Genomic DNA, 19830 nt, shown 5'->3' on the forward strand with positions numbered 1-19830 from the left:
GATGCACGCCCCCCGCGACGTCCCCGGCGCCGACGAGACCCGCAGCGACGGCTTCAACGCCTCCGAATGGGCGCTCTCGCACCGCTCCTTCGTGTGGTTCCTGATGGCGGTGTGCCTGCTCGCGGGCCTGCTCGCCTATCGGGGGCTCGGCCGCGAGGAGGATCCGCCCTTCGCGATCAAGACCATGGTCGTCCAGGCGAGCTGGCCGGGCGCGACCATCCGCGACACGCTGGAGCAGGTCACCGACCGGATCGAGAAGGAGGTGCAGCAGATCAACGCGCTCGACTACGTGCGCAGCTACACCACCCCCGGGCAGGCGACGGTGTTCGTCCAGTTCCGCGACACCACGAAGAAGAACGAGATCCAGCCGGCCTTCTACCAGGTGCGCAAGCGGCTGGGCGACATCCAGGGCAATTTCCCGGCCGGGGTGCAGGGCCCGTTCTTCAACGACGAGTTCGGCGACGTCTACGGCAACGTCTACGCCTTCACGGCGGACGGCCTGACCCATCGGCAGCTGCGCGATTACGTCGAGGGCGTGCGCACCGAGATCCTCAAGGTGCCCAACATCGGCAAGACCCTGCTGCTCGGCACCCAGAAGGAGACGATCTACCTCGACTTCGCGACCCGCAAGCTCGCCGGCTACGGCATCGACTTCCAATCCCTGATCAAGACGCTGCAGACCCAGAACGCGGTCTCCGCCTCGGGCGTGGTCCAGGCCGGGCCGGAGCGCGTCTCCGTGCGGGTGAGCGGGCAATTCGCCTCCGAGGCCTCGCTCCTCGACATCAACCTGCGCGTCAACGACCGCTTCTTCCGCCTCTCGGACGTGGCCGAGATCAGCCGCGGTTACGAGGATCCGCCCTCGGCGATGTTCCGTGTCGACGGCAAACCGGCGATCGGCCTCGCCATCGCGATGCGGCCGTCGGCCAACCTCCTGCATTTCGGGGAGGACCTGAAGGCGCGCATGCGGCTGATCGAGGCCAAGCTCCCGATCGGCGTCGGCGTCCACCTCGTCTCGGACCAGCCGAAGATCGTCGAGGAGGCGGTCGGCGGCTTCACCCAGGCACTGGTCGAGGCCGTGGTGATCGTGCTCGCCGTGAGCTTCATCAGCCTCGGCATGCGGGCGGGCTTCGTCGTCAGCCTGTCGATCCCGCTCGTCCTCGCCATCGTGTTCGTCGTGATGCAGGTGATGGACGTGACGCTGCAGCGCATCTCGCTCGGCGCGCTCATCATCGCGCTCGGCCTTCTCGTCGACGACGCGATGATCACCGTCGAGATGATGGTCGCGCGGCTCGAGCTCGGCGACAGCCTGAAGAAGGCTGCGACCTTTGCCTACACCTCGACCGCCTTCCCGATGCTGACCGGGACGCTCGTCACCGTGGCGGGCTTCCTGCCGATCGGGTTCAACGGGTCGTCGGCGGGTGAGTACACCTACTCGCTCTTCGTGGTGATCGCCGCCGCCCTGCTGATCTCGTGGATCGTCGCCGTGCTGTTCGCCCCGCTCATCGGGGTGACGCTGCTGCCGCGATCCATGAAGAAGCACAGCCACGAGCCCGGCCGGATGGGGCGTGCCTTCCTGGCGCTGCTGCAGGTCGCGATGCGCTTCCGCTGGGTCACGGTGACGATCTGCGTCGCCCTGATGGCGCTCGCGGTCGTCGGCATGGGCCGCGTGCAGCAGCAATTCTTCCCGGCCTCGGACCGCACCGAGATCCTGGTCGACCTGACCCTGCCGCAGAACGCGACCATCACCGAGACCCGGGCGCAGATGGACCGGTTCGAGGCCAAGCTCGCGGCCGAGCCCGACATCGAGCGCTGGTCGTCCTATGTCGGGCAGGGCGCGGTGCGCTTCTACCTGCCCCTCGACCAGCAATTGAACAACGCCTTCTTCGGCCAGATCGTGATCGTCACGAAGTCGATCGAGGCGCGCGACCGGCTGTTCCGGAAGCTCGGGGAGATCGGCAAGCGCGAGTTCGTCGGCACCGACGTGTTCGTCAGCCCGCTCTCCCTCGGGCCGCCCGTCGGGCGCCCGATCCAGTACCGCCTGAGCGGGCCCGACCTCCAGATCGTGCGCGAGCAGGCGCTGGGGCTCGCCAACGTCGTGGCCAAGAATCCCCACGTGGCGGTGCCGACCTTCGACTGGAACGAGCCCGGCAAGGTGCTGCGCGTCGAGATCCTGCAGGACAAGGCCCGCCAGCTCGGCGTGACCAGCCAGGACATCGCCGGCATCCTCAACGGCGTCGTCGGCGGCACCGCGATCACCCAGGTGCGCGACTCGATCTATCTCGTCGGCGTCGTCGGCCGGGCGCGCGCCGCCGAGCGCACCTCCCTCGACACACTCCAGAGCCTCCAGGTCGGGCTCGCCAACGGCACGGTCGTGCCGCTGCTGGCCTTCGCACGGATCGACTACGACCTGGAGCAGCCGATCGTCTGGCGCCGCAACCGTGTCGCGGCGATCACCGTCCGGGCGGCGATCACCGACACGACGCAGCCCCCGACCATCGTGGCCGCGCTCAAGTCCGACATCGACGCCTTCGCCAAGGCGCTGCCCGAGGGCTACACGCTGGAGACCGGCGGCGCCGTCGAGGAAGCCGCCAAGGGCCAGGGGCCGATCGCCGCCGTGGTGCCGGTGATGCTGCTGACGATGGCGGTGTTCCTGATGATTCAGCTCCAGAGCGTGGGCAAGATGCTGCTCGTCTTCTCGGTGGCGCCCCTCGGGCTGATCGGCGTGGTCCCGGCGCTTCTGCTCTTCGACAAGCCGATGGGCTTCGTGGCGATCCTCGGCATCCTGGCGCTGATCGGCATCATCGTGCGCAACGGCGTGATCCTCGTCACCCAGATCGACGAGTGCGAGGCCGAGGGGCTGTCGCCCTGGGACGCGGTGGTCGAGGCGACGCGCCACCGCATGCGCCCGATCCTGCTCACCGCGGCCGCCGCCAGCCTCGGCCTCATCCCGATCGCCCGCGAGGTGTTCTGGGGCCCGATGGCCTACGCGATGATCGGCGGCATCCTGGCGGCGACGATGCTGACGCTGCTGTTCCTCCCGGCTCTCTACGTCGGCTGCTACCGGATCAAGGCGCCGGCGCGCGGACGCTGAAACGGCTTGTCCGGAGCCGCCGACCCTGAGGGACGGGCGCCGAGCTACTGGGCGCCCGCCGCGCAGACGTCCGGGGCGAGCGCCCGCAGCACCGGCCGGTAGGCGGCGAGATGCAGCCCGTCGCGCATGGCGCCCGCCTTGGCAAAGCCCGTCTCGCCGTCGCGCAGCGGGGCGAAGGGGTCGGCGAAGCGGCAGCCGAGGTGTCCGCACAGGGCTTCGAGGCGCCGGGAATAGTCGGCCACGGCCTCCGGATCGAGGCGCCCTTCGAGGATTCGCCCGATCGGCGGGACCGCCGTGACGACGACCCGGTCGCTCACCCGCGACAGGGTGCGGATGATGCGCGTGGCCTCAGCCTCGAACCGGGCCGCGTTCTCCGGCGCGCGGGGCCGGTTCTTCAGCATCAGGTCGTTGGTGCCGATGGTCAGGATCGCCGCGCGCGGCCGCGCCGGGAAGGTCAGCGCCGCCACGAGATCGGCGTAGACCCCGGCGCTCGATCCGCTGACGCCGCCGTTCACAAGCTCCAGGCCGCAGGGCCGTTGCGCCGGGGATCCCAGCTCGGCCTGGCTGTCGCCGGCCAGGAACACGTAGTCGGGCGGTGCCTCGTCGAGATGGACCTGCACGGCGATCAGCCGGCTCTGCGCGTAGAGCCGGGCGTTCAGCGCCGGCTTGTGCAGGTGCCAGCCCAGGGCGAAGCCGAGGCCGGCGAGCAGGCCGCCCGCCGCCGTCGCGATCAGGAGGCGCCTCACCGGGATGCCGCGCCGGCGCGGTCCACCGTGGCGTTCGGGCGGCTGTCGGTCGAGGCGTAGTAGGGCTTGATGTCGAGAAGCGGCGTGCCGTCGAGGCAATCGAGCCCGCGCACCCGCAGGGTATCGCCCTCCCGGCCGAGAAGCTCCACCACCGAGAGCGCGATCGGGTTCGGACGCGCGGGCGAACGCAGCGAGAAGGTCCCGCGCAGGCCGGCGGCATGGCGCGGCTGCTGCTGCAGCAGGCCACGCGGCGCCCGGTCCATCCAGTAGAGCAGGATCAGGTGGCTCGCGCCCTCGACCGAGAGCAGGCCCGGCCCGTAGGCCGGATCGACCTGCACGGTGCAGATCGCGTCGCTCTCCCGCCCGTTCTTCGGGCAGTCCCGCCGCTCCGTCCAGGGCGTGCGCAGCCGGCCGATGAAGTGCAGACCGGCATCGGGATGCTCGGGCAGGGTCAGACCCGTCTCGCCGGGCCGCAGCCCGAAATCCCCGTCCTGGCTCACAGATCGCATTCCGGCGCCCGGCAGGGCTCACCCCTGCGCATGTCCGCCAAGTTCGGCCCGGCCGCAAGCCCGAAGATCCGGATCCGGGTCTCCAAAGCGGCGTGCGGAATCCGTGGGCGGCTTCGGTGCGGGGATACCCCAGACGGTATGCGCCGCTGACCCCTGCCGGGGTATAAGGGATCGGCATGCGGAGGAGACCGGCTTGATCGAGGAATTGCGGCCGATGGAGGCCATCGGAACGGTGTCGGTCGCGGTCGACCGGCTCGTCGCCCTGCACGCGGAGGCGACCCAGGCCCTGCGCACCGCGCTGGCGCGCTACCTCGACGGCGGGCCGCCGCCGGACGCGGCCGAGCGCCTGCAATTCCGCTATCCCGAACTGCGCGTCACCTACCAGCCCTCAGGCCCGATGCCGCGGATCAGCCGCGCCACCGGAAAGCTCCAGGCGCCCGGCACCTACGCCACCACGATCACCCAGCCCGAGCAGTTCCGCGACTACCTCACGACCCAGCTCGATCAGCTCGTCGCCGATTACGGCGTCTCCATCGAGGTGGGCCTGAGCGCGCAGGAGATCCCCTATCCGTACGTGCTCGAGGCCGGGATCGGACCGAGCCGGCGCGCAGCCGACGGGGGCGAACTCGCCGCCTTTTTCCCGGTGCCGCTGCTCTCCGTCGTCGGCGACGAGGTGGCGGACGGATTGTGGGAGCAGCGCGGCGACGCGCCGAGGCCGCTCGCCCTGTTCGACGCGGTCCGCATCGACTACTCGCTGCGCCGCCTCGTGCACTACACCGGCTGCGACTGGAGCCACGTCCAGCCCTGGATCCTGCTGACGAACTATCACCGCTACGTCGACCAATTCATCCGGCACGGGCTCGAGCGGCTCGCGGCCGGCAGCGAAGGGTTCGAGGCTCTGATCCTGCCGGGCGGCATCCGGGTGAGCCGCGAGGAGGCCGCCACCGTCGACCCCGCCGCGCTCGTCGCCGCCTCGCCCTGGCACCGCTTCCAGATGCCGGCCTACCACCTCGTCGCCCGCGGGACGGACGGCACGATGCAGGGCACGACGCTCGTCAACATCGGCGTCGGCCCCTCGAACGCGAAGACGATCACCGACCACCTCGCGGTGCTGCGCCCGCATTGCTGGCTGATGGTCGGCCATTGCGGCGGCCTGCGCCAGTCGCAGCGCATGGGCGATTACGTGCTGGCCCACGGCTATCTGCGCCGCGACCGCATCCTCGACGAGCAGGTGCCGCCGGACGTGCCGGTGCCGGCGCTGGCCGAGGTCCAGCTCGCCCTGCAGGCCGCCGCCGCGCAGGTTACGGGCGAGCGCGCCGATGCCCTGAAGCGGCGCCTGCGCACCGGGACGGTGGTGACCTACGACGACCGCAACTGGGAGCTGCGCTTCAGCCAGGAGCGCCGCCGGATCAACCTCAGCCGCGCCATCGGGGTCGACATGGAGAGCGGAACCGTCGCCGCCCAGGGCTACCGCCTACGCGTTCCCTACGGCACCCTGCTCTGCGTCTCCGACAAGCCGCTGCACGGAGAGATCAAGCTACCGGGCGCTGCCAACGCCTTCTACGAGCGTGCGGTGGGCGAGCACCTGCGGATCGGTCTGGCCGCCCTCGACGCGCTGCGCGCCGACCGGCACGGCCTGCATTCGCGCAAGCTCCGCAGCTTCGACGAGCCGCCGTTCCGCTGACGGATCGCCCGGCCGGGCCGGCTCAGCGCTCCCGGCCCCAGAGCCCGACGCGCTCGGAGCGCGCCTGCTCCTCGGCGGCGAGCAGGTCGGGCGGGGCGTTCTCGCTCGCCCGCGCGCCGCCCGCGGTCAGGATCAGGGCGGCGAGGTCGTCGCCCTCGATCCGGCAGCGCGTCCCGTCGCTGGCCGGGGCGCAGACCACCTCGCGGCGGCGCAGGTAGCGCGCGAGCTGGCGGGCGAGCGCGCCGCCCTCGCCCTCGACGCCGGTGAGCCGGACGACGCGGCCCCGGAACGACAGCGTGCCGGTATCGATCACCTCAGGGACGCCGCGCGCCTCGATGCCTGACGGGGGCTGCCCAGCCGGGACCTGCCCGGGCGGGGCCTGGCCCTGCGGCGGCTGGGCGGGCTGGGCGACCTGCGGGGCGGCCGGTTGCGGCTCGGCGCGGGCGGCGGAGGGGCGGCGGCGCCCCTTGGCGAGCTGGGCCGCGGCGCGCTGCACGAAATCGTGGAACATCGCGGCCGGAAGGTCGCCGCCGCCGACCCGGTTCATGGAGCTGTTGTCGTCGTTGCCGACCCAGATGCCAACGACGAGGTCGGGCGTCACGCCGATGAACCACGCGTCGCGGTAATCCTGGGTCGTGCCGGTCTTGCCGCCGACTGCAAGGCCCGGCACCCGCGCGGCCTTGCCGGTGCCGCTATCGACCACGGCCTGCAGCGAGTCGAGCATCATTGTGCGGCTGTCGCCCGGCAGTCCCGTGGCCGGCGCCGCCTCGGGGTGCAGGTAGAGCGGCTGCGGCGCGGAGCCGCGGATCGCGTGGATGCCGAAGGTCTCCACCGGCGTGCGGTTGGCGAGCACCGAGGCGTAGGCCCGCGTCATCTCGAGGAGCGTCACCTCCGCCGAGCCGAGCACGAGGCTCGGGACGTTGGGCAATTCGGACTGGATCCCGAGCTTGCGCGCGGTGGCGATCACCGCCGGGATGCCGACCTCCTCGCCGAGCTGCGCCGCGATGGTGTTGACCGAGAGCGCGAAGGCGGTCCGCAGCGGCATCGCCCCGCGAAAGCGGTTGTTCGCGTTCTGCGGCTCCCAGTCGCCGATCTGGACCGGGCGATCGACGAGCACCGATTCGGGGTTGAAGCCCTGCTCGTAGGCGGTCTCGTAGACGAAGAGCTTGAAGGCGGAGCCGGCCTGCCGCTTGGCCTGGACCGCGCGGTTGAACTGACTGTCCTCGTAGTCCCGCCCGCCCACCATGGCCAGGATCGCGCCTTGCGGCGACAGGGCGATGAGCGCCGCCTGGCTCGCCTTCTTCTTCGCGCCCTCCGCGTCGAGGCGGCGGGCGATCACGCCCTCGGCGAGGCTCTGGAGATCGAGGTTGAGCGTCGAGCGGACGGTCACATCGCCCGCGGTCTCGACGAGCTTGCGCGCATCCCCCGCCACCATGTCGAGGAAGTAGTTGGTCCCGGGCGGCGTCTCGGGCGGCGTGCGCAACGTCACCGTCTGCTTGCGGGCGGCGTCCGCCTCCGCGGCCTTGATCGCGCCGGTCTCGACCATGGCCTGGAGCACCACGTCGGCCCGCTCCTTGGCGCCGCCGAAATTGCGGGTGGGCGCGAGCTGCGAGGGCGCGCGCACGAGGCCCGCCAGCATGGCGGCCTCGGGCAGGCTCAGCGCCTTGGCGGGCTTGCCGAAGTAGCGCCGCGCTGCGGCGTCGATGCCGTAGGCGCCGGCCCCGAAATAGGCGGTGTTGAGATAGCCGAGCAGGATGTCGTTCTTGCTCATCTCGCTCTCGACCCGGAGCGCCAGGAACGCCTCCTGGATCTTGCGGCGCAGGGTCTTCTCTTGGCTGAGCGAGGTGAGGCGGACATATTGCTGCGTGATCGTCGAGCCGCCCTCGCGGACACCGCCGCCGGTGAGGTTGCGCCAGGTCGCCCGCGCGAGGCCGCGCAGATCGACGCCCCAATGGCTGTAGAAGCGGCGGTCCTCGATCGCCACGATGGCCTGGGCGAGGTGGGGGGGCAGGTCGGTCTGCGTCAGCGGCTGGCCCCGATAGGCGCCGCGGGTGGCGAAGACCCGTCCGTCATCGGCCTCGACCGTCATGGCCCTCTGGCCGGGATCCGTGGTCACGCCCCCGAGCGGCGGCAGGGTCAGGAAGGCGAGGAGGACGTAGCCGAGCAGCGCCAGGGCCGGCAGCCCGACGAGGAGCCCGGCGCCGAGGACGAGGGCGCGGCGGCGCCCGCGGCCGAACGGCGCCGGTGCCTTCGCCGGCACGGCCTGCGGGCGGGTGGGGGCCCGCCCGGCGGGGCGGGGAGCACCCTCCCGCGCCGACCGGACCCGTCCGGCGATCCCGGACAGGTTCGAGGCGCCCCGGTCGGCGAGGCCCCGGCCGCCGCGGAGGGCCGCCCGTGCGGAGCCCGCGGCCAGGATGCCGAGCTGGCGCGCGAGGGTCCGCGCCGCCGAGGCCGCCTCGCGCGCGGCGGCGCGGGTGTCGGGCTCGGGGCCCGCGCCGGGGCCGTCCGGACGCTCAGGATCGGGAGGGTTCATCCTGTCCGCCGCCAGGACCGGGCCGCGGGAGGCGCCCGGTCGGGATCAAGACGCCGTTCTAGACCGAACCCTCCGAACAAAGCTACGCCGTGGTGCCGCCCGGTCAGAGCCCGCCGGAGAGCGGCATCGGCCGGCCCGCGGCCTCGTGCCGTCCGCGCAGCTGGAAGGCGAGGATCACCAGCATGACGCCGAAGGCGACGGCGTAGCCTCCGAGCCACCACGTCAGCACCAGTGCCGACATGCCCGGATTGATCAGCAGCGCGAGGCCGAACAGGACAGAGACGATGCCGGCGAGCACGAGCCACCAGCGGCCGTAATGTCGGTGCAGGCGGAAGGCCGCCGCGATCATCAGGCCGCCGGTGACGAGCGCCCAGGTCGCCGTCAGCAGCACGAAGGCCCAGACGGCCGCGCCGGGCACCAGGAAGGCGGCCACGCCGACGACGACGTCGAGCAGGCCCTCCAGCAGCAGGAAGCCCCAGCGCTCGTGGTGCCGGGCCGCCCGCACGGAGGCCGCGATCGTCACGATCCCGTCGACCAGCATGTAGGCCGAGAAGAACAGCACCAGGGAGAGCACGAAGGCCGCGGGCGCCACGAAGGCGATCGCGCCGAACAGGATCGCAACCACGCCGCGGAGCGCGACCAGCCACCAGTTGCGCGCGAGCACGGTGCTCATCGCGTCGAGCCGCGCCGTGCCCGCGACGGGGATGCCGGATGCGCTGACGGCGCTCGGGTTCGGGAGATCTGCAGCCATGTCGATACGCTCCACCGCGCCGCCGCACGGGCCGCCCGTGCACATCGGTCGCATCTCGCCCGAACGCCCGCCCGCCGCCGCCGTTCCGCGCTGCAGACTGTGCCTTTGGGGGTGGGGAACTTTCGCGCCACGAAGATCTTTGGACGGACGAGGCGGGTTCACGGCGGCTGTGCGCGAGCGCGGACGGCCCCGGCTGGGCAAATCATCCAGATGCTTGACGATCAGCGGCAGGGGGCATCCGCCGATGCGCCGACGCGCGCGCGCGACAGCGCGGCCCACGAGGCCGGTGAGGCCGGGGAAGCGCGCGACATCCTCGACCTTCAGCCGGCGGCACGCCGCGCGCGCCCCGACGATTTGGGCACGCAGGATGAGGACGGAGCGGGCAAGCCCGACGACGAAGCGGCGAGCGAGTCCGATGATTCCACGGACAACTCCGCGAAAAGCCCCGGCCTGATCCGGCGCCATCCCGGGTGGTTCGTGCTCGGTGGGCTGGCGCTTCTGGCCCTCGGCGTGGCGGGCTATTTCTACTGGCTGGTCTACCTGCATCCCTACGAGACGACGGACGACGCCTTCGTCGACGCCCGCAGCTTCTCCATCGCCCCGAAGGTCGGCGGCTACGTCACCGAGGTCGCGGTCACCGACAACCAGCACGTCGAGGCCGGCACCAAGCTGGTCCAGATCGACCAGCGCGATTACCGCGTCGCCCTGGAGCAGGCCGAGGCGCAGGTTCAGGCCGCCCAGGCCTCGATCCGGAACATCGACGCCCAGGTCGAGGCGCAGAAGGCGCAGATCGACGTCTCGAAGGCGCAGGTCGACACCGCCCAGGCGGCGCTGAAATTCGCCCAGGAGGATGCCGACCGCTACCGCCAGCTCGCCGAGCGCGGGGCGGGCACGATCCAGCAATCGCAATCCTCGACCTCGACGCTGCAGCAGCGTCAGGCCGCGCTCGAGAGCGCGAATGCCAGCGTGGTCGCCGCCCAGAAGCAGATCGGGTCCCTCCAGGCCCAGCGCGCCAGCGCCGAGGCGCAGCTCGCCCAGACCCGGTCGCAGCGGGATCAGGCCGCGCTCAACCTCGGCTACACGACGGTGACGGCGGCCCAGGCCGGTCGCGTCGTGCGCCTCACCGGCGGCGTCGGCGAGTACGCCCAGGCCGGCCAGAGCCTGTCGATGTTCGTGCCGGACGACATCTGGGTCACGGCGAACTACAAGGAGACGCAGGTCACCGACATGCGCCCCGGTCAGCACGTCGACATCGCGATCGACGCCTATCCGGACCGCAAGATCACGGGCCGCGTCGCCTCGGTCCAGCCGGGCTCGGGCACCGCCTTCAGCCTGCTGCCGGCGCAGAACGCCACCGGCAACTACGTGAAGGTGACGCAGCGCATCCCGGTGAAGATCGTGGTGGATCGCTGGCCCGACGACGTCGCGATCGGTCCCGGCATGTCGGTGGTGCCGACGGCCCACGTCCGCTGACGGGACCGCATCGATGAGCGCCGAGGATTTCGCGTCGAGCGCGCCGGGCGGGCACAATCCCTGGGCGGTCGCGGTCGTGGTCGCGCTGGCGACCTTCATGGAGGTGCTCGACACCACCATCGCGAACGTGGCGCTGCGCTACATCTCGGGGGGCCTCGCGGTCGGCCCCGACGAATCCGCCTGGGTGGTGACGACCTACCTCGTCGCCAACGCCATCACGCTCACGGCGTCGAGCTTCCTGGCCAAGCGCTACGGCCGCAAGATGTTCTTCATGTGGAGCGTCGGGCTGTTCACCGTCTCGTCGGTGCTGTGCGGCTTCGCCTGGAGCCTCGAATCGCTCCTGTTCTTCCGCGTGCTCCAGGGACTCGGCGGCGGCGGCATGGCGCCGCTCGCCCAATCGATCCTCGCCGACAGCTTCCCGCCCGAGAAACGGGGCCAGGCCTTCGCCCTCTACGGCGTCGCGGTGGTGGTAGCCCCTGTGATCGGCCCGACGCTCGGCGGCTACCTGTCGGACCACCTGTCCTGGCACTGGTGCTTCCTGATCAACGGTCCGATCGGGGTGATCGCCCTCGCCCTGATGTACTGGCTGCTGCAGGATTCCGATGCGGCGGTGGCCGAGCGCAGGGCTTTGCGCCGCAAGGGCGTGCGCTTCGACGTGGTGGGCTTTTTGTTGGTGGCGAGCTTCCTCGGGGCGCTCGAGGTCGTCCTCGACGAGGGCCAGCGCAAGGACTGGTTCGGCTCGAACCTGATCATCGGCTTCGCGATCCTCGGCGTCGTCAGCTTCGTGGCGATGTTTCCCTGGCTGCTGACGCGGACGAATCCGGCCGTCGATCTGAGCCTGCTCGGCAAGCGCCAGTTCGGATCCTGCTTCCTCGTCATGCTCGGCGTCGGCGCGATCCTGAACGCGACCACGCAGTTCCTGCCGCAGATCACCCAGACCTATTACGGCTACACCGCCACCCTGTCGGGGCTGGTGCTGCTGCCCGGAGGCGTCGTCACGGTGTTCGCCATGCTGGCCGCGGGCCGCATCTCGGCCTTCGTCCAGCCGAAATGGATGATCATGGCCGGGGCCTGCGTGGTGACGATGGGGATGTACGACCTCACCCGCATCTACGGCGACACCACCTTCGCGTTCTTCGCATGGTCGCGCGTCTTCGTCGGCGTCGGCCTGCCGTTCCTGTTCCTGTCGATCACCGCGGCCTCCTACGAGGGGCTCCGCGAATCCCAGACCGACCAAGCCTCGGCGCTGATCAACGTCGCGCGCAATCTCGGCGGCTCGGTGGGCATCTCGCTCTCGCAGAACGTGCTCGCCTACCGCCAGCAATTCCACCAGAGCCGCCTCGTCGAATCGGTCAACCCGGCCAGCCCCGCCTACCAGGAGACCCTGAGCGAGGCGACGCGCTACTTCCAGCAATACGGACAGGCCGGCCCCGACGCGCGGGGGCAGGCGCTCGCCTGGATCGGCGATCAGGTCCAGACCCAGGCCGCCTACTGGGCCTATATCGACGTGTTCTGGGTTCTGGGCGTGATCGCGGCCTGCATCATCCCGCTCGCCCTGATCCTGCGGACCGTCAAGCTCGGCGGCGGCGCCCCCGCCGCCCATTGAGCGACGGGGCTCTACAGCCCGTCGGGCAGCGCCTCGGTGACCTGGATCCGCGCCGGCTCCTCGTCGCGGACGGGCGTCTCGGGCGCCGGCTGCCGCGCCAGGGCGGCGACGCCCTCGTAGCGGCTCAGGCGCTTGTCGATCATCCCGTCGACCCGCTCGTAGACCTCGGCCACGGTGAGGCCGCGCCGGCCCTTGCCGGTCCGGGCCGTGAACAGGCTGCGGTTCGCCCGCGCCGCGTTCCGGAAGGCGACGCCCGCCGCCTGATCCGGCTTGTCGCTCGACAGCGCCAGGAAGCGGCCGGCGCTCGCGGTGCCGAGGAAATGCGCGAAGTAGAGCTCCGTGGTGGTGAGCGCGCGCCCGACCCGGGCCTCGATCCGACCGCGGTCGCGCTTCACCAGCTCCGCCGCCATCACGCTCGCCACGTAGGGGTCGTTGCGCAGCGCCAGCACGCGCTGGCGCATGCCCTCGCCCGCGACGGTGATCCCCGTGCCCCGGCCCTTCACGGCCGCGGCCTCCTCGGCGAGCCCGTAGCGGGCGCCGTAGTCGCGGATCATCTCCAGCCAGGTCTTGGCGACGAACTGGAACAGGCCCTGCGCCGAGGAGGTCGCGGCCTTCACGTCGGTATCGAAGCTCGATTCCTTGTCGGCCAACGCCATCATGTACACGGGATCGACGCCGGTCTCCTCCGAGGCCTTCAGGATGGTGGCGACCACCTTCCGCGGCACGCGCTGCGAGCCGAAGCGGATCTTCTCCTCCTCGGAATCCGTCACCGGCTGGGGCAGCGCGGCAAGGTCGGTCTGGATCAGGGCCGTCGTCGCCGGCTCCTGCTCGACCAGTGGCACGGCGCTCCAGCTCTCGGAGGCCGGATCGGCCCGCATCTCGGTGGCGGCCAGCGCCTGGGCGGCGCGCGGGCTTGTGTCGACCCGATCGTGGGCCGAGGCCGCGGGGGCGAAGGCCGTCTGCGGCAGGCTCAGTCCGGCCAACAGAGCGGCGACGAGCGTGGCGGTGCGGCGGGTGTGGGCTGATCTCCGGCGCCGGATCCTCGGCGCGGTCCGCGGCAGCCATGCCACGGTCTGGTCCTCGACAAAGGTCTCGCTGGGCACGAGACGGCTCACGTCGTCGGCGCAACGCGCCGGCTCCGGGAAAACCCCCATATCCGGTCCTTCTGGTGCCGCGGCGTTCTTCGGCCGGGCTTTTGTTCAGCGGCGGCTCTATCGCCAGCCCGCGTGACCAGAATGGGACGCTGCCGTGATCGTGACGTGGCGCGCCGGATGCGGCGTTAAGTCCAGTCCGCGCAGGGGGATTTACCCGCTGTTCGGGCTCGGTTCAGGCGCCGGGCGCCACATGTGTGTCGCGAGCCGGGGTTGGAAGGCCGATCCGATGCTCCAGTTAGGATGGTCCGCGCGGGGCTACCTGCAGTCGTTCGAGAGAACCCCGCGCAACCACAGTTGAGGAAATCCCCTTCCGATGAGCATGCAGACCGGTCGCCGCGTCGGCGTTGCGTTCGTTGGCATGGGTGGGGCCGTCGCCACCACCGCCATCGCCGGCATCGAGATGATCAAGTCCGGGTCGAACCGTCTGGAGGGACTGCCGCTCGCTGGCGTTCCCGTGTCCGGCATGGCCGACTACAAGGATCTCGTCTTCGGAGGCTGGGACCTGAACGGCGACGACCTCGCCGCCGCCGCCACCGGGCACGGCGTGCTGACGAAGCAGGACATCGAGAACGGCGCCCAGGTGCTCAAGGGCATCGTGCCCTGGCCCGCCGTCGGCAGCGCCAAGTTCTGCAAGAACATCGACGGCCAGAACCGCATCATCGCCAAGGACCATCGCGAGGCGGTCTCGGTCATCGCCAACGATCTGCGCCGCTTCCAGAAGGAGAGCAACCTCGACGAGGTGGTGGTGGTGAACCTCGCCTCGACCGAGCGCTGGCCCGACCTCAACGACCCGACGCTGAACTCCACCGCCGCCTTCGAGAAGGGGCTGGATTCGAGCGACGAGGCGATCTCGCCCGCGATGCTCTACGCCTACGCGGCGATCAAGAGCGGGATCCCCTACGCGAACTTCACCCCCTCCGTCGCCGCCGACGTGCCGGCCCTGTTCGATCTGGCGCGGGAGATGAACGTGCCGGTCGCCGGCAAGGACGGCAAGACCGGCCAGACCATGATGAAGACCGTGCTGGCGCCGGCCCTCAAGGCCCGCGCGCTTCACGTCGACGGCTGGTTCTCGACCAACATCCTCGGCAATCGCGACGGGCTCGCCCTCAACGATCCGAACTCGCTGCAGTCGAAGCTCAACACCAAGGGCACGGTGCTCGACTCGATCCTCGGCTACCCGGTCGAGGACCATCTCGTGCACATCCACTATTACCGCCCGCGCGGCGACGACAAGGAGGCCTGGGACAACATCGACGTCACCGGCTTCATGGGCCAGCGCATGCAGATCAAGGTCAACTTCCTCTGCAAGGACTCGATCCTGGCCGCACCGCTGGTGATCGAGATCGCCCGTGTGCTGGATCTGGCCAAGAAGCGCGGCGACGGCGGCGTGCAGGAGCAGCTCTCGACCTTCTTCAAGGCCCCGATGGTCAAGAACGGGCACGGCCCGGAGCACGCCTTCGGCAAGCAGGAGAAGATGCTGCTCGACTGGCTCGGCGCGAACTGAGGGCAGGCGCGGCATGGCCGGTCATGAACAGGGCGGCGCGGCCTCCGGGCCCGCCGCACCGGTCGCGCTGCGCGACCTTCTCGTCGAGCTGAACGACCTCAAGCGCGTCCGCTCCGCCGGGCGCGCCGGCTCGATCGCCGAGCGCCTGTTCGCCCAGGCGTGGGGCGCGCTCACCGGCGGGGCGAGTCCCGATGACGTCGCTCTCGACGTCACTGCGACCGCGCTCGCCGCGACGCGGCTCTGCGACCTCGACGCCGCCTTCCTGTCGGCGGCGGGCCTGTCCGACAAGGCCGTGGCCGAGGTGCTGAGCGCCGGCTTCGACGCGGTGACGGGGGAGGTCGAGGCGGACCTGCGCGACCGGCTGCGCGCGCGCCTCGTCAATCGCCGCGCCGTGATGCCCGGACCGCTGCCGGGATTCGTCGCGGCGCTGGCCGAGCAGCCGCGCGCGGGCGTCACCTGCCCGGGCAAGCCCCGCATCCTGCTGGAGCCGCCGGAGAACCATGCCGAGCATTGCCTGATGGTAGCGGTCTACGGCGTGGTGCTGAGCCCGTTCTACCGGGCCGATCCGGCGACGGTCTTCCTCGCCGCCATGGCCCACCATTTCCACAACGCCGCGATGCCGGATGCCGGCTTCACCGGCGAGATGCTGCTCGGCGACCATCTCGGCCCGATCATGGCGCGGACGACCGACTGGGCTCTCGATGCCCTCGATCCCGGTCTGCGCGAGCAGGTAGTGCGCGCCCGCGCCGTGCTGCCGGACGACGCGACGGCGGAGGGCCGCGCCTTCCACGCGGCCGATTGCATCGACCGCGTGCTCCAGATCGCCCAGCATCTCCGCGCCGCCTCGCTCACCATGGAAACGGTGCTGGACGAGATGGCGTTGGTCCATGCCGGTCCGGTGAAGGGTTTCCACGACCGGGTGCTGACCGATATGCGAATCCCGTGACCGCATCGGCGGCAGGGATACCGGCGTCATGATACCTTTTGAGCTGAGGTCTCCCGAGACCGGCAACGTGCTCCGCGCCGACCGTCCGCATTCTCTGGCGGACGCGCAGACGGGTGCGCGCTGGCCGGTGATCGACGGGATCCCGTACCTGCGCATCAACCGTGCCGCCCTAATCGAGCGGATCCTCGCGCATCTTGACGCGGGCGAGCCCGACGAGGCGCTGGCCGCGCTCCTCGCCGACCAGGACGATTGGTGGACGGGGCCGCCCCCGGATGCCGGCGAGATCCGCCAGCTCGTCACCGCGCGCGCCAGCGCCACCCTGCGCGACGCGGTGCGGATGCTCGGCTGGGGCCGGGTCGGCGACTATTTCCTGCATCGCTGGAGCGACCCGACCTTCCTCGCCGGTCTCGCGCTGCTGGAGGCGCATTGGAACGAGCCGGCCTGCGTCTTCGAATTCGCCTGCGGCATCGGCCACTACCTGCGCGAGCTGAAGCGCCGGGGCTGCAAGGTCTCGGGGGCGGACGTGGTCTTCGCCAAGCTCTGGGTGGCCCGCCACTGGGTGGTCGGCGACAAGGCGCAGCTCGTCTGCTTCGATGCCGCCTCGCCGCACTGGCCGATCGCTGGGGCGCCCGTCGACCTCGTCGTCTGCAACGACGCCTTCTACTTCCTCGACGACAAGGCGACGCTGCTCGAAAGCCTGCGCCAGAACGCGGGCGACGACGGCTGGCTCGCGCTCAGCCACATCCACAACAGCGAGCGGCCGGGCTACTCGGCGGGCCGCGCGGTGACTGCCGACGAGATCGCCGAGCTGTTTCCCGACGCCCTCGTGTACGACGACGCCGAACTGACGACGGCGCTGATCGAGGCGCGGGCGCCGGGCCCGCGCGAGCCGCACGACCTGCGCACCTGCGAGGCCTTCTCGGTGGTGGCCGGGCCCGGCATGCGCCCGGCGCCGCGGTCGGTCGTCGACGGCCTCACCCTGCCGCCTGCCGGGACCACGGTTCGGCTCAACCCGCTCTACCGGCCGGACCCGGCGGGCGGCTTCGCGATCGCCTGGCCCTCCGAGCGCTACGAGGCTGAGTACGCCCCCCTCGTGACCTACCCGCTCCATTCGGACGGGCCCGAGACGCTGATCTTCCCGGGCGGCCCCGATGCGCCGGAGGCGGCGCGGGTACGCCGGCGCGAATTCGTCGACCTGCCGGAGCGCTGGTGATGGCCGAACCGGTCCGCTGGGGCATCGTCGGCTACGGCTGGGTCGCCCGCGACTACATGGCGCCGGGCATCCGTGCGGCCGGCCATCGCCTCGTCGCCGTCTGCGATCCCGGCGCGTCGGCCCGCGCCGCCGCCGAGCGGGAGGGCGCACGCGCCTATGCGGAGCTCGACGCGCTCCTCGCCGACCCCACCGTCGAGGCCGTCTACGTGGCGACGCCGAACCACCTGCACCGCCACGCCGTCGAGCGGCTCGCCGAAGCCGGGAAGGCCGTGCTCTGCGAGAAGCCGATGGCGGCCGGGCTCGCCGATGCCGAGGCGATGGCGGCCGCCATCCGGCGGCGCGGCACCTTCTACGGCACGGCCTTCGATCAGCGCCACCATCCGGGACACCGGGCGCTGCGCGACGCGATCCGCGCCGGTCGCCTCGGCACCGTCACAGCGGTGCGGATCGTCTACGCCTGCTGGCTCGGGCGCGACTGGTCGGCCTGCGAGGGCCAGGAGAACTGGCGGATCGATCCCGCGCAAGCGGGCGGCGGCGCGCTGATCGACCTCGCCCCGCACGGCCTCGACCTCGTGGACTTCCTCCTCGACGAGTCGATCCTCGACATCGCCGCCCTGACGCAGGCGCGGGCGCAGGATTACGCGGTCGATGACGGCGCGCTCCTGATCGGGCGCACCGGAAGCGGCGTGCTCGCGAGCCTCAACGTCGCCTACAACTGCCCCGACGCGCTGCCGCGTCGGCGCCTCGAGGTGGTCGGGACAGCGGGCCAGATCGTCGCCGTCGACACGATGGGACAGGTGGCCGGCGGCGATCTGACCTTCACCGACGGGACGACCGGCCGCGCCGAGGATATCGCCTTCGACCGCGAGGCCTCGCCCTTCACCGAGCAGGTGCGCGCCTTCGGCCGGGCGCTCCGGAACCCGGCCGAGCGCGAGGCCTACTCGGCCGAGCGCGACCTGCACACGATGCGGCTCATCGCCCGCGCCTACGCTGGGCGCGCGCCGAGCCAGAGCTGAGGACAGTGGACGTGACCGAGAACGAGCAGGACGCCAGGGCCCGCCACGACCGCATCAAGGCGCCGCGCCCCTATGCCTATGGCGGCTCCCGCACCCTCGAGGGGCTGCCCGAGCGTCTGCCCGATGCCGTGCGGGCCTATCTCGACATCCTGCCGCCGGGCCGCGTCGTCGGCTTCAACCTCGCGCCCCTCGACCGCACCGGCGTGCCGGTCTGGTTCGTCTCCCTCTTTCTCGACGACCCGTTCTTCGTCGGCGCCATGCCTTCGGGCATCGGCTACGGCGCCACCGACGACGAGGCGCTGATCGGCGCGGTGGCCGAGATCGCCGAGAACCTGATGCCCTCTCTCGCGGTGATGCCGCGCAAGAAGGAGCGCGGCTCCTACGCGGATCTCGTCCGGGTCTTCGGCGCCCGCGCCGTCGCCGACCCGCTGACGTTGTGCCTGCCCGCCGGATCGCCCGTCGGGCGCGACACCGTGCTCGAATGGACGCCGGCCACGCGCCGAGGCACCGGCGAGACTGTGCTGATGCCCCTCGACATCGCGGCGACCGACTATTTCGAGCTGTCGGAGGGCTACAAGCCCTTCACCAACCTGATCACCAACGGCCTCGGCGCCGGGCCGGACGTGGATTTCGCCCTCGGTCACGGGGTGCTCGAACTCCTGCAGCGCGACGGCAACGGCCTGCTGTTCCGCGCCCTCGACCAGGGCGTGATGCTGGATCTCTCCGAGGGGCTCGGGCCGGAGACCCGGGCGATGCTCGACCGGCTCGACGCCCTCGGCATCCGGGCGCTGCCGAAATTCGCCACCGACCAGTTCGGCCTCACCAACATCTACGTGGTCGGCTACGACCGGAACCCGAACGACGCGCCCGCCCCGATCGCGCTCTCGGCCTGCGGCGAGGCCTGCGACCCGGACCGCGAGCGGGCGCTCCGCAAGGCGCTTCTCGAGTTCCAGGCCGCGCGGGTGCGCAAGAGCTTCGGGCACGGGCCGCTGGCCTTCGCCGAGCGGGTGACGCCGCCGGGCTACATCGCCGCCTTCATCCAGAAGGCCCTGCCGAGCCTCGACTTGGAGGAGAGCCGCGCCCTCAAGGCGATGCTGGAATGGATCGTGATGCCGCCCGAGGCCCTGCGTGGCGTGCTGGCCGACACCGTCTATTCCGAGCGCACGACCAAGCGCTTCTCCGAGCTGCCGACCACGGCGGCGCCGGACGGGCACGCCCGCGGCAAGATCGCCTGCAATCGCCTGGAGGAGGCCGGGTTCGACGTGCTCTACGTCGATTGCTCGCCGCCGGGCGGCGGGGTCGGCGTGGTCAAGGCGATCGTGCCGGGGCTCGAGGTCGAGACCATGAGCTACTACCGCATCGGCGAGCGCAACACCGCCAAGCTGATCGCGCGCGACCACCCGCTGATCCGCTTCGGCACGCCCAGCGAGACCCTGCGCCCGGTTCGCCTGACGCCGGAGGCGATCGAGCGCTTCGGCGGCCAGCCGCTCTTCGACACCGCGCTCGCCGAGCGCATCGTCGGCAGCCATTATCCGCTCTACCGTGAGCCGGAATCGCATCACGCGCCGTTCCGGCTGGAGCAGCAGGGCCGGGCCGCGTGAGCG

14 protein-coding genes are annotated in these 19830 nt (G+C 71.2%); 9 read left to right on the forward strand and 5 right to left on the reverse strand.

The genetic code is table 11. The features are described from left to right. Window position 1 precedes the first annotated feature (1 nt). Entirely contained in the window at window positions 2-3091 is a 3090-nt protein-coding gene (locus ACS5RC_RS03960; RefSeq protein ID WP_478342502.1) for an efflux RND transporter permease subunit, read from the forward strand. Window positions 3092-3135: 44 nt separating this feature from the next. Here the strand turns inward: ACS5RC_RS03960 and ACS5RC_RS03965 are convergent, their stop codons facing one another. Next, window positions 3136-3837, reverse strand: coding sequence for an SGNH/GDSL hydrolase family protein (locus tag ACS5RC_RS03965; RefSeq protein WP_478342503.1), 702 nt, complete (start codon window positions 3835-3837; stop codon window positions 3136-3138). Beyond that, window positions 3834-4337, reverse strand: a complete 504-nt coding sequence (gene tsaA / locus ACS5RC_RS03970; protein ID WP_478342504.1) for a tRNA (N6-threonylcarbamoyladenosine(37)-N6)-methyltransferase TrmO — start codon at window positions 4335-4337, stop codon at window positions 3834-3836. Before tsaA ends, ACS5RC_RS03965 begins: the two co-directional genes overlap by 4 nt. A 223-nt stretch (window positions 4338-4560) precedes the next feature. On the opposite strand from tsaA, the gene ACS5RC_RS03975 reads away from it, so the two are divergent. Further along, on the forward strand, window positions 4561-6030 hold the full coding sequence (locus ACS5RC_RS03975) for an AMP nucleosidase (RefSeq protein ID WP_478342663.1): 1470 nt from the start codon (window positions 4561-4563) through the stop codon (window positions 6028-6030). A gap of 22 nt (window positions 6031-6052) precedes the next feature. Here ACS5RC_RS03975 and ACS5RC_RS03980 read toward each other — a convergent pair whose 3' ends face one another. Both ACS5RC_RS03980 and ACS5RC_RS03985 read right to left on the reverse strand, forming a co-directional pair. Further along, on the reverse strand, window positions 6053-8563 hold the full coding sequence (locus tag ACS5RC_RS03980; RefSeq protein WP_478342505.1) for a PBP1A family penicillin-binding protein: 2511 nt from the start codon (window positions 8561-8563) through the stop codon (window positions 6053-6055). 103 nt (window positions 8564-8666) lie between these two features. Next, window positions 8667-9314, reverse strand: a complete 648-nt coding sequence (locus tag ACS5RC_RS03985) for an HdeD family acid-resistance protein (protein ID WP_478342506.1) — start codon at window positions 9312-9314, stop codon at window positions 8667-8669. 210 nt (window positions 9315-9524) lie between these two features. Here ACS5RC_RS03985 and ACS5RC_RS03990 point away from each other — a divergent pair, with 210 nt between their 5' ends. Beyond that, on the forward strand, window positions 9525-10787 hold the full coding sequence (locus ACS5RC_RS03990) for an HlyD family secretion protein (RefSeq protein ID WP_478342507.1): 1263 nt from the start codon (window positions 9525-9527) through the stop codon (window positions 10785-10787). Between the two features lie 13 nt (window positions 10788-10800). Then, window positions 10801-12393, forward strand: a complete 1593-nt coding sequence (locus tag ACS5RC_RS03995) for a DHA2 family efflux MFS transporter permease subunit (RefSeq protein WP_478342508.1) — start codon at window positions 10801-10803, stop codon at window positions 12391-12393. A gap of 11 nt (window positions 12394-12404) precedes the next feature. Here the strand turns inward: ACS5RC_RS03995 and ACS5RC_RS04000 are convergent, their stop codons facing one another. Further along, on the reverse strand, window positions 12405-13547 hold the full coding sequence (locus ACS5RC_RS04000; RefSeq protein ID WP_478342509.1) for a transglycosylase SLT domain-containing protein: 1143 nt from the start codon (window positions 13545-13547) through the stop codon (window positions 12405-12407). Window positions 13548-13860: 313 nt separating this feature from the next. Between ACS5RC_RS04000 and ACS5RC_RS04005 the strand changes: the two genes are divergently transcribed. The 5 genes from ACS5RC_RS04005 to ACS5RC_RS04025 are packed head-to-tail and all read left to right on the forward strand — an operon-like array spanning window position 13861 to window position 19827. After that, window positions 13861-15051: an inositol-3-phosphate synthase gene (locus tag ACS5RC_RS04005; protein WP_478342510.1), complete on the forward strand. Its 1191-nt coding sequence runs from the start codon at window positions 13861-13863 to the stop codon at window positions 15049-15051. Between the two features lie 13 nt (window positions 15052-15064). Then, entirely contained in the window at window positions 15065-15997 is a 933-nt protein-coding gene (locus ACS5RC_RS04010; protein WP_478342511.1) for a hypothetical protein, read from the forward strand. 28 nt (window positions 15998-16025) lie between these two features. Beyond that, complete coding sequence (locus ACS5RC_RS04015; RefSeq protein WP_478342512.1) at window positions 16026-17210, forward strand: class I SAM-dependent methyltransferase; 1185 nt, start codon at window positions 16026-16028, stop codon at window positions 17208-17210. Next, the gene (locus tag ACS5RC_RS04020) at window positions 17210-18226 is read left to right on the forward strand and encodes a Gfo/Idh/MocA family protein (protein ID WP_478342513.1); all 1017 of its coding nucleotides are present in this window, start codon (window positions 17210-17212) and stop codon (window positions 18224-18226) included. Before ACS5RC_RS04015 ends, ACS5RC_RS04020 begins: the two co-directional genes overlap by 1 nt. 11 nt (window positions 18227-18237) lie before the next feature. Continuing rightward, the gene (locus tag ACS5RC_RS04025) at window positions 18238-19827 is read left to right on the forward strand and encodes a YcaO-like family protein (RefSeq protein ID WP_478342514.1); all 1590 of its coding nucleotides are present in this window, start codon (window positions 18238-18240) and stop codon (window positions 19825-19827) included. The last annotated feature ends 3 nt before the right edge of the window (window positions 19828-19830 follow it).

Source organism: Methylobacterium sp. HJ2, from assembly GCF_056431005.1.

Coding starts and splice junctions, on each gene's coding strand:
- ACS5RC_RS03960 (WP_478342502.1), top strand. CDS start 2: ATGCACGCCCCCCGCGACGTCCCCGGCGCCGACGAGACCCGCAGCGAC.
- ACS5RC_RS03975 (WP_478342663.1), top strand. CDS start 4,561: ATGGAGGCCATCGGAACGGTGTCGGTCGCGGTCGACCGGCTCGTCGCC.
- ACS5RC_RS03980 (WP_478342505.1), bottom strand. CDS start 8,563: ATGAACCCTCCCGATCCTGAGCGTCCGGACGGCCCCGGCGCGGGCCCC.
- ACS5RC_RS03985 (WP_478342506.1), bottom strand. CDS start 9,314: ATGGCTGCAGATCTCCCGAACCCGAGCGCCGTCAGCGCATCCGGCATC.
- ACS5RC_RS03990 (WP_478342507.1), top strand. CDS start 9,525: ATGCTTGACGATCAGCGGCAGGGGGCATCCGCCGATGCGCCGACGCGC.
- ACS5RC_RS03995 (WP_478342508.1), top strand. CDS start 10,801: ATGAGCGCCGAGGATTTCGCGTCGAGCGCGCCGGGCGGGCACAATCCC.
- ACS5RC_RS04000 (WP_478342509.1), bottom strand. CDS start 13,547: ATGGGGGTTTTCCCGGAGCCGGCGCGTTGCGCCGACGACGTGAGCCGT.
- ACS5RC_RS04005 (WP_478342510.1), top strand. CDS start 13,861: ATGAGCATGCAGACCGGTCGCCGCGTCGGCGTTGCGTTCGTTGGCATG.
- ACS5RC_RS04010 (WP_478342511.1), top strand. CDS start 15,065: ATGGCCGGTCATGAACAGGGCGGCGCGGCCTCCGGGCCCGCCGCACCG.
- ACS5RC_RS04015 (WP_478342512.1), top strand. CDS start 16,026: ATGATACCTTTTGAGCTGAGGTCTCCCGAGACCGGCAACGTGCTCCGC.
- ACS5RC_RS04020 (WP_478342513.1), top strand. CDS start 17,210: ATGGCCGAACCGGTCCGCTGGGGCATCGTCGGCTACGGCTGGGTCGCC.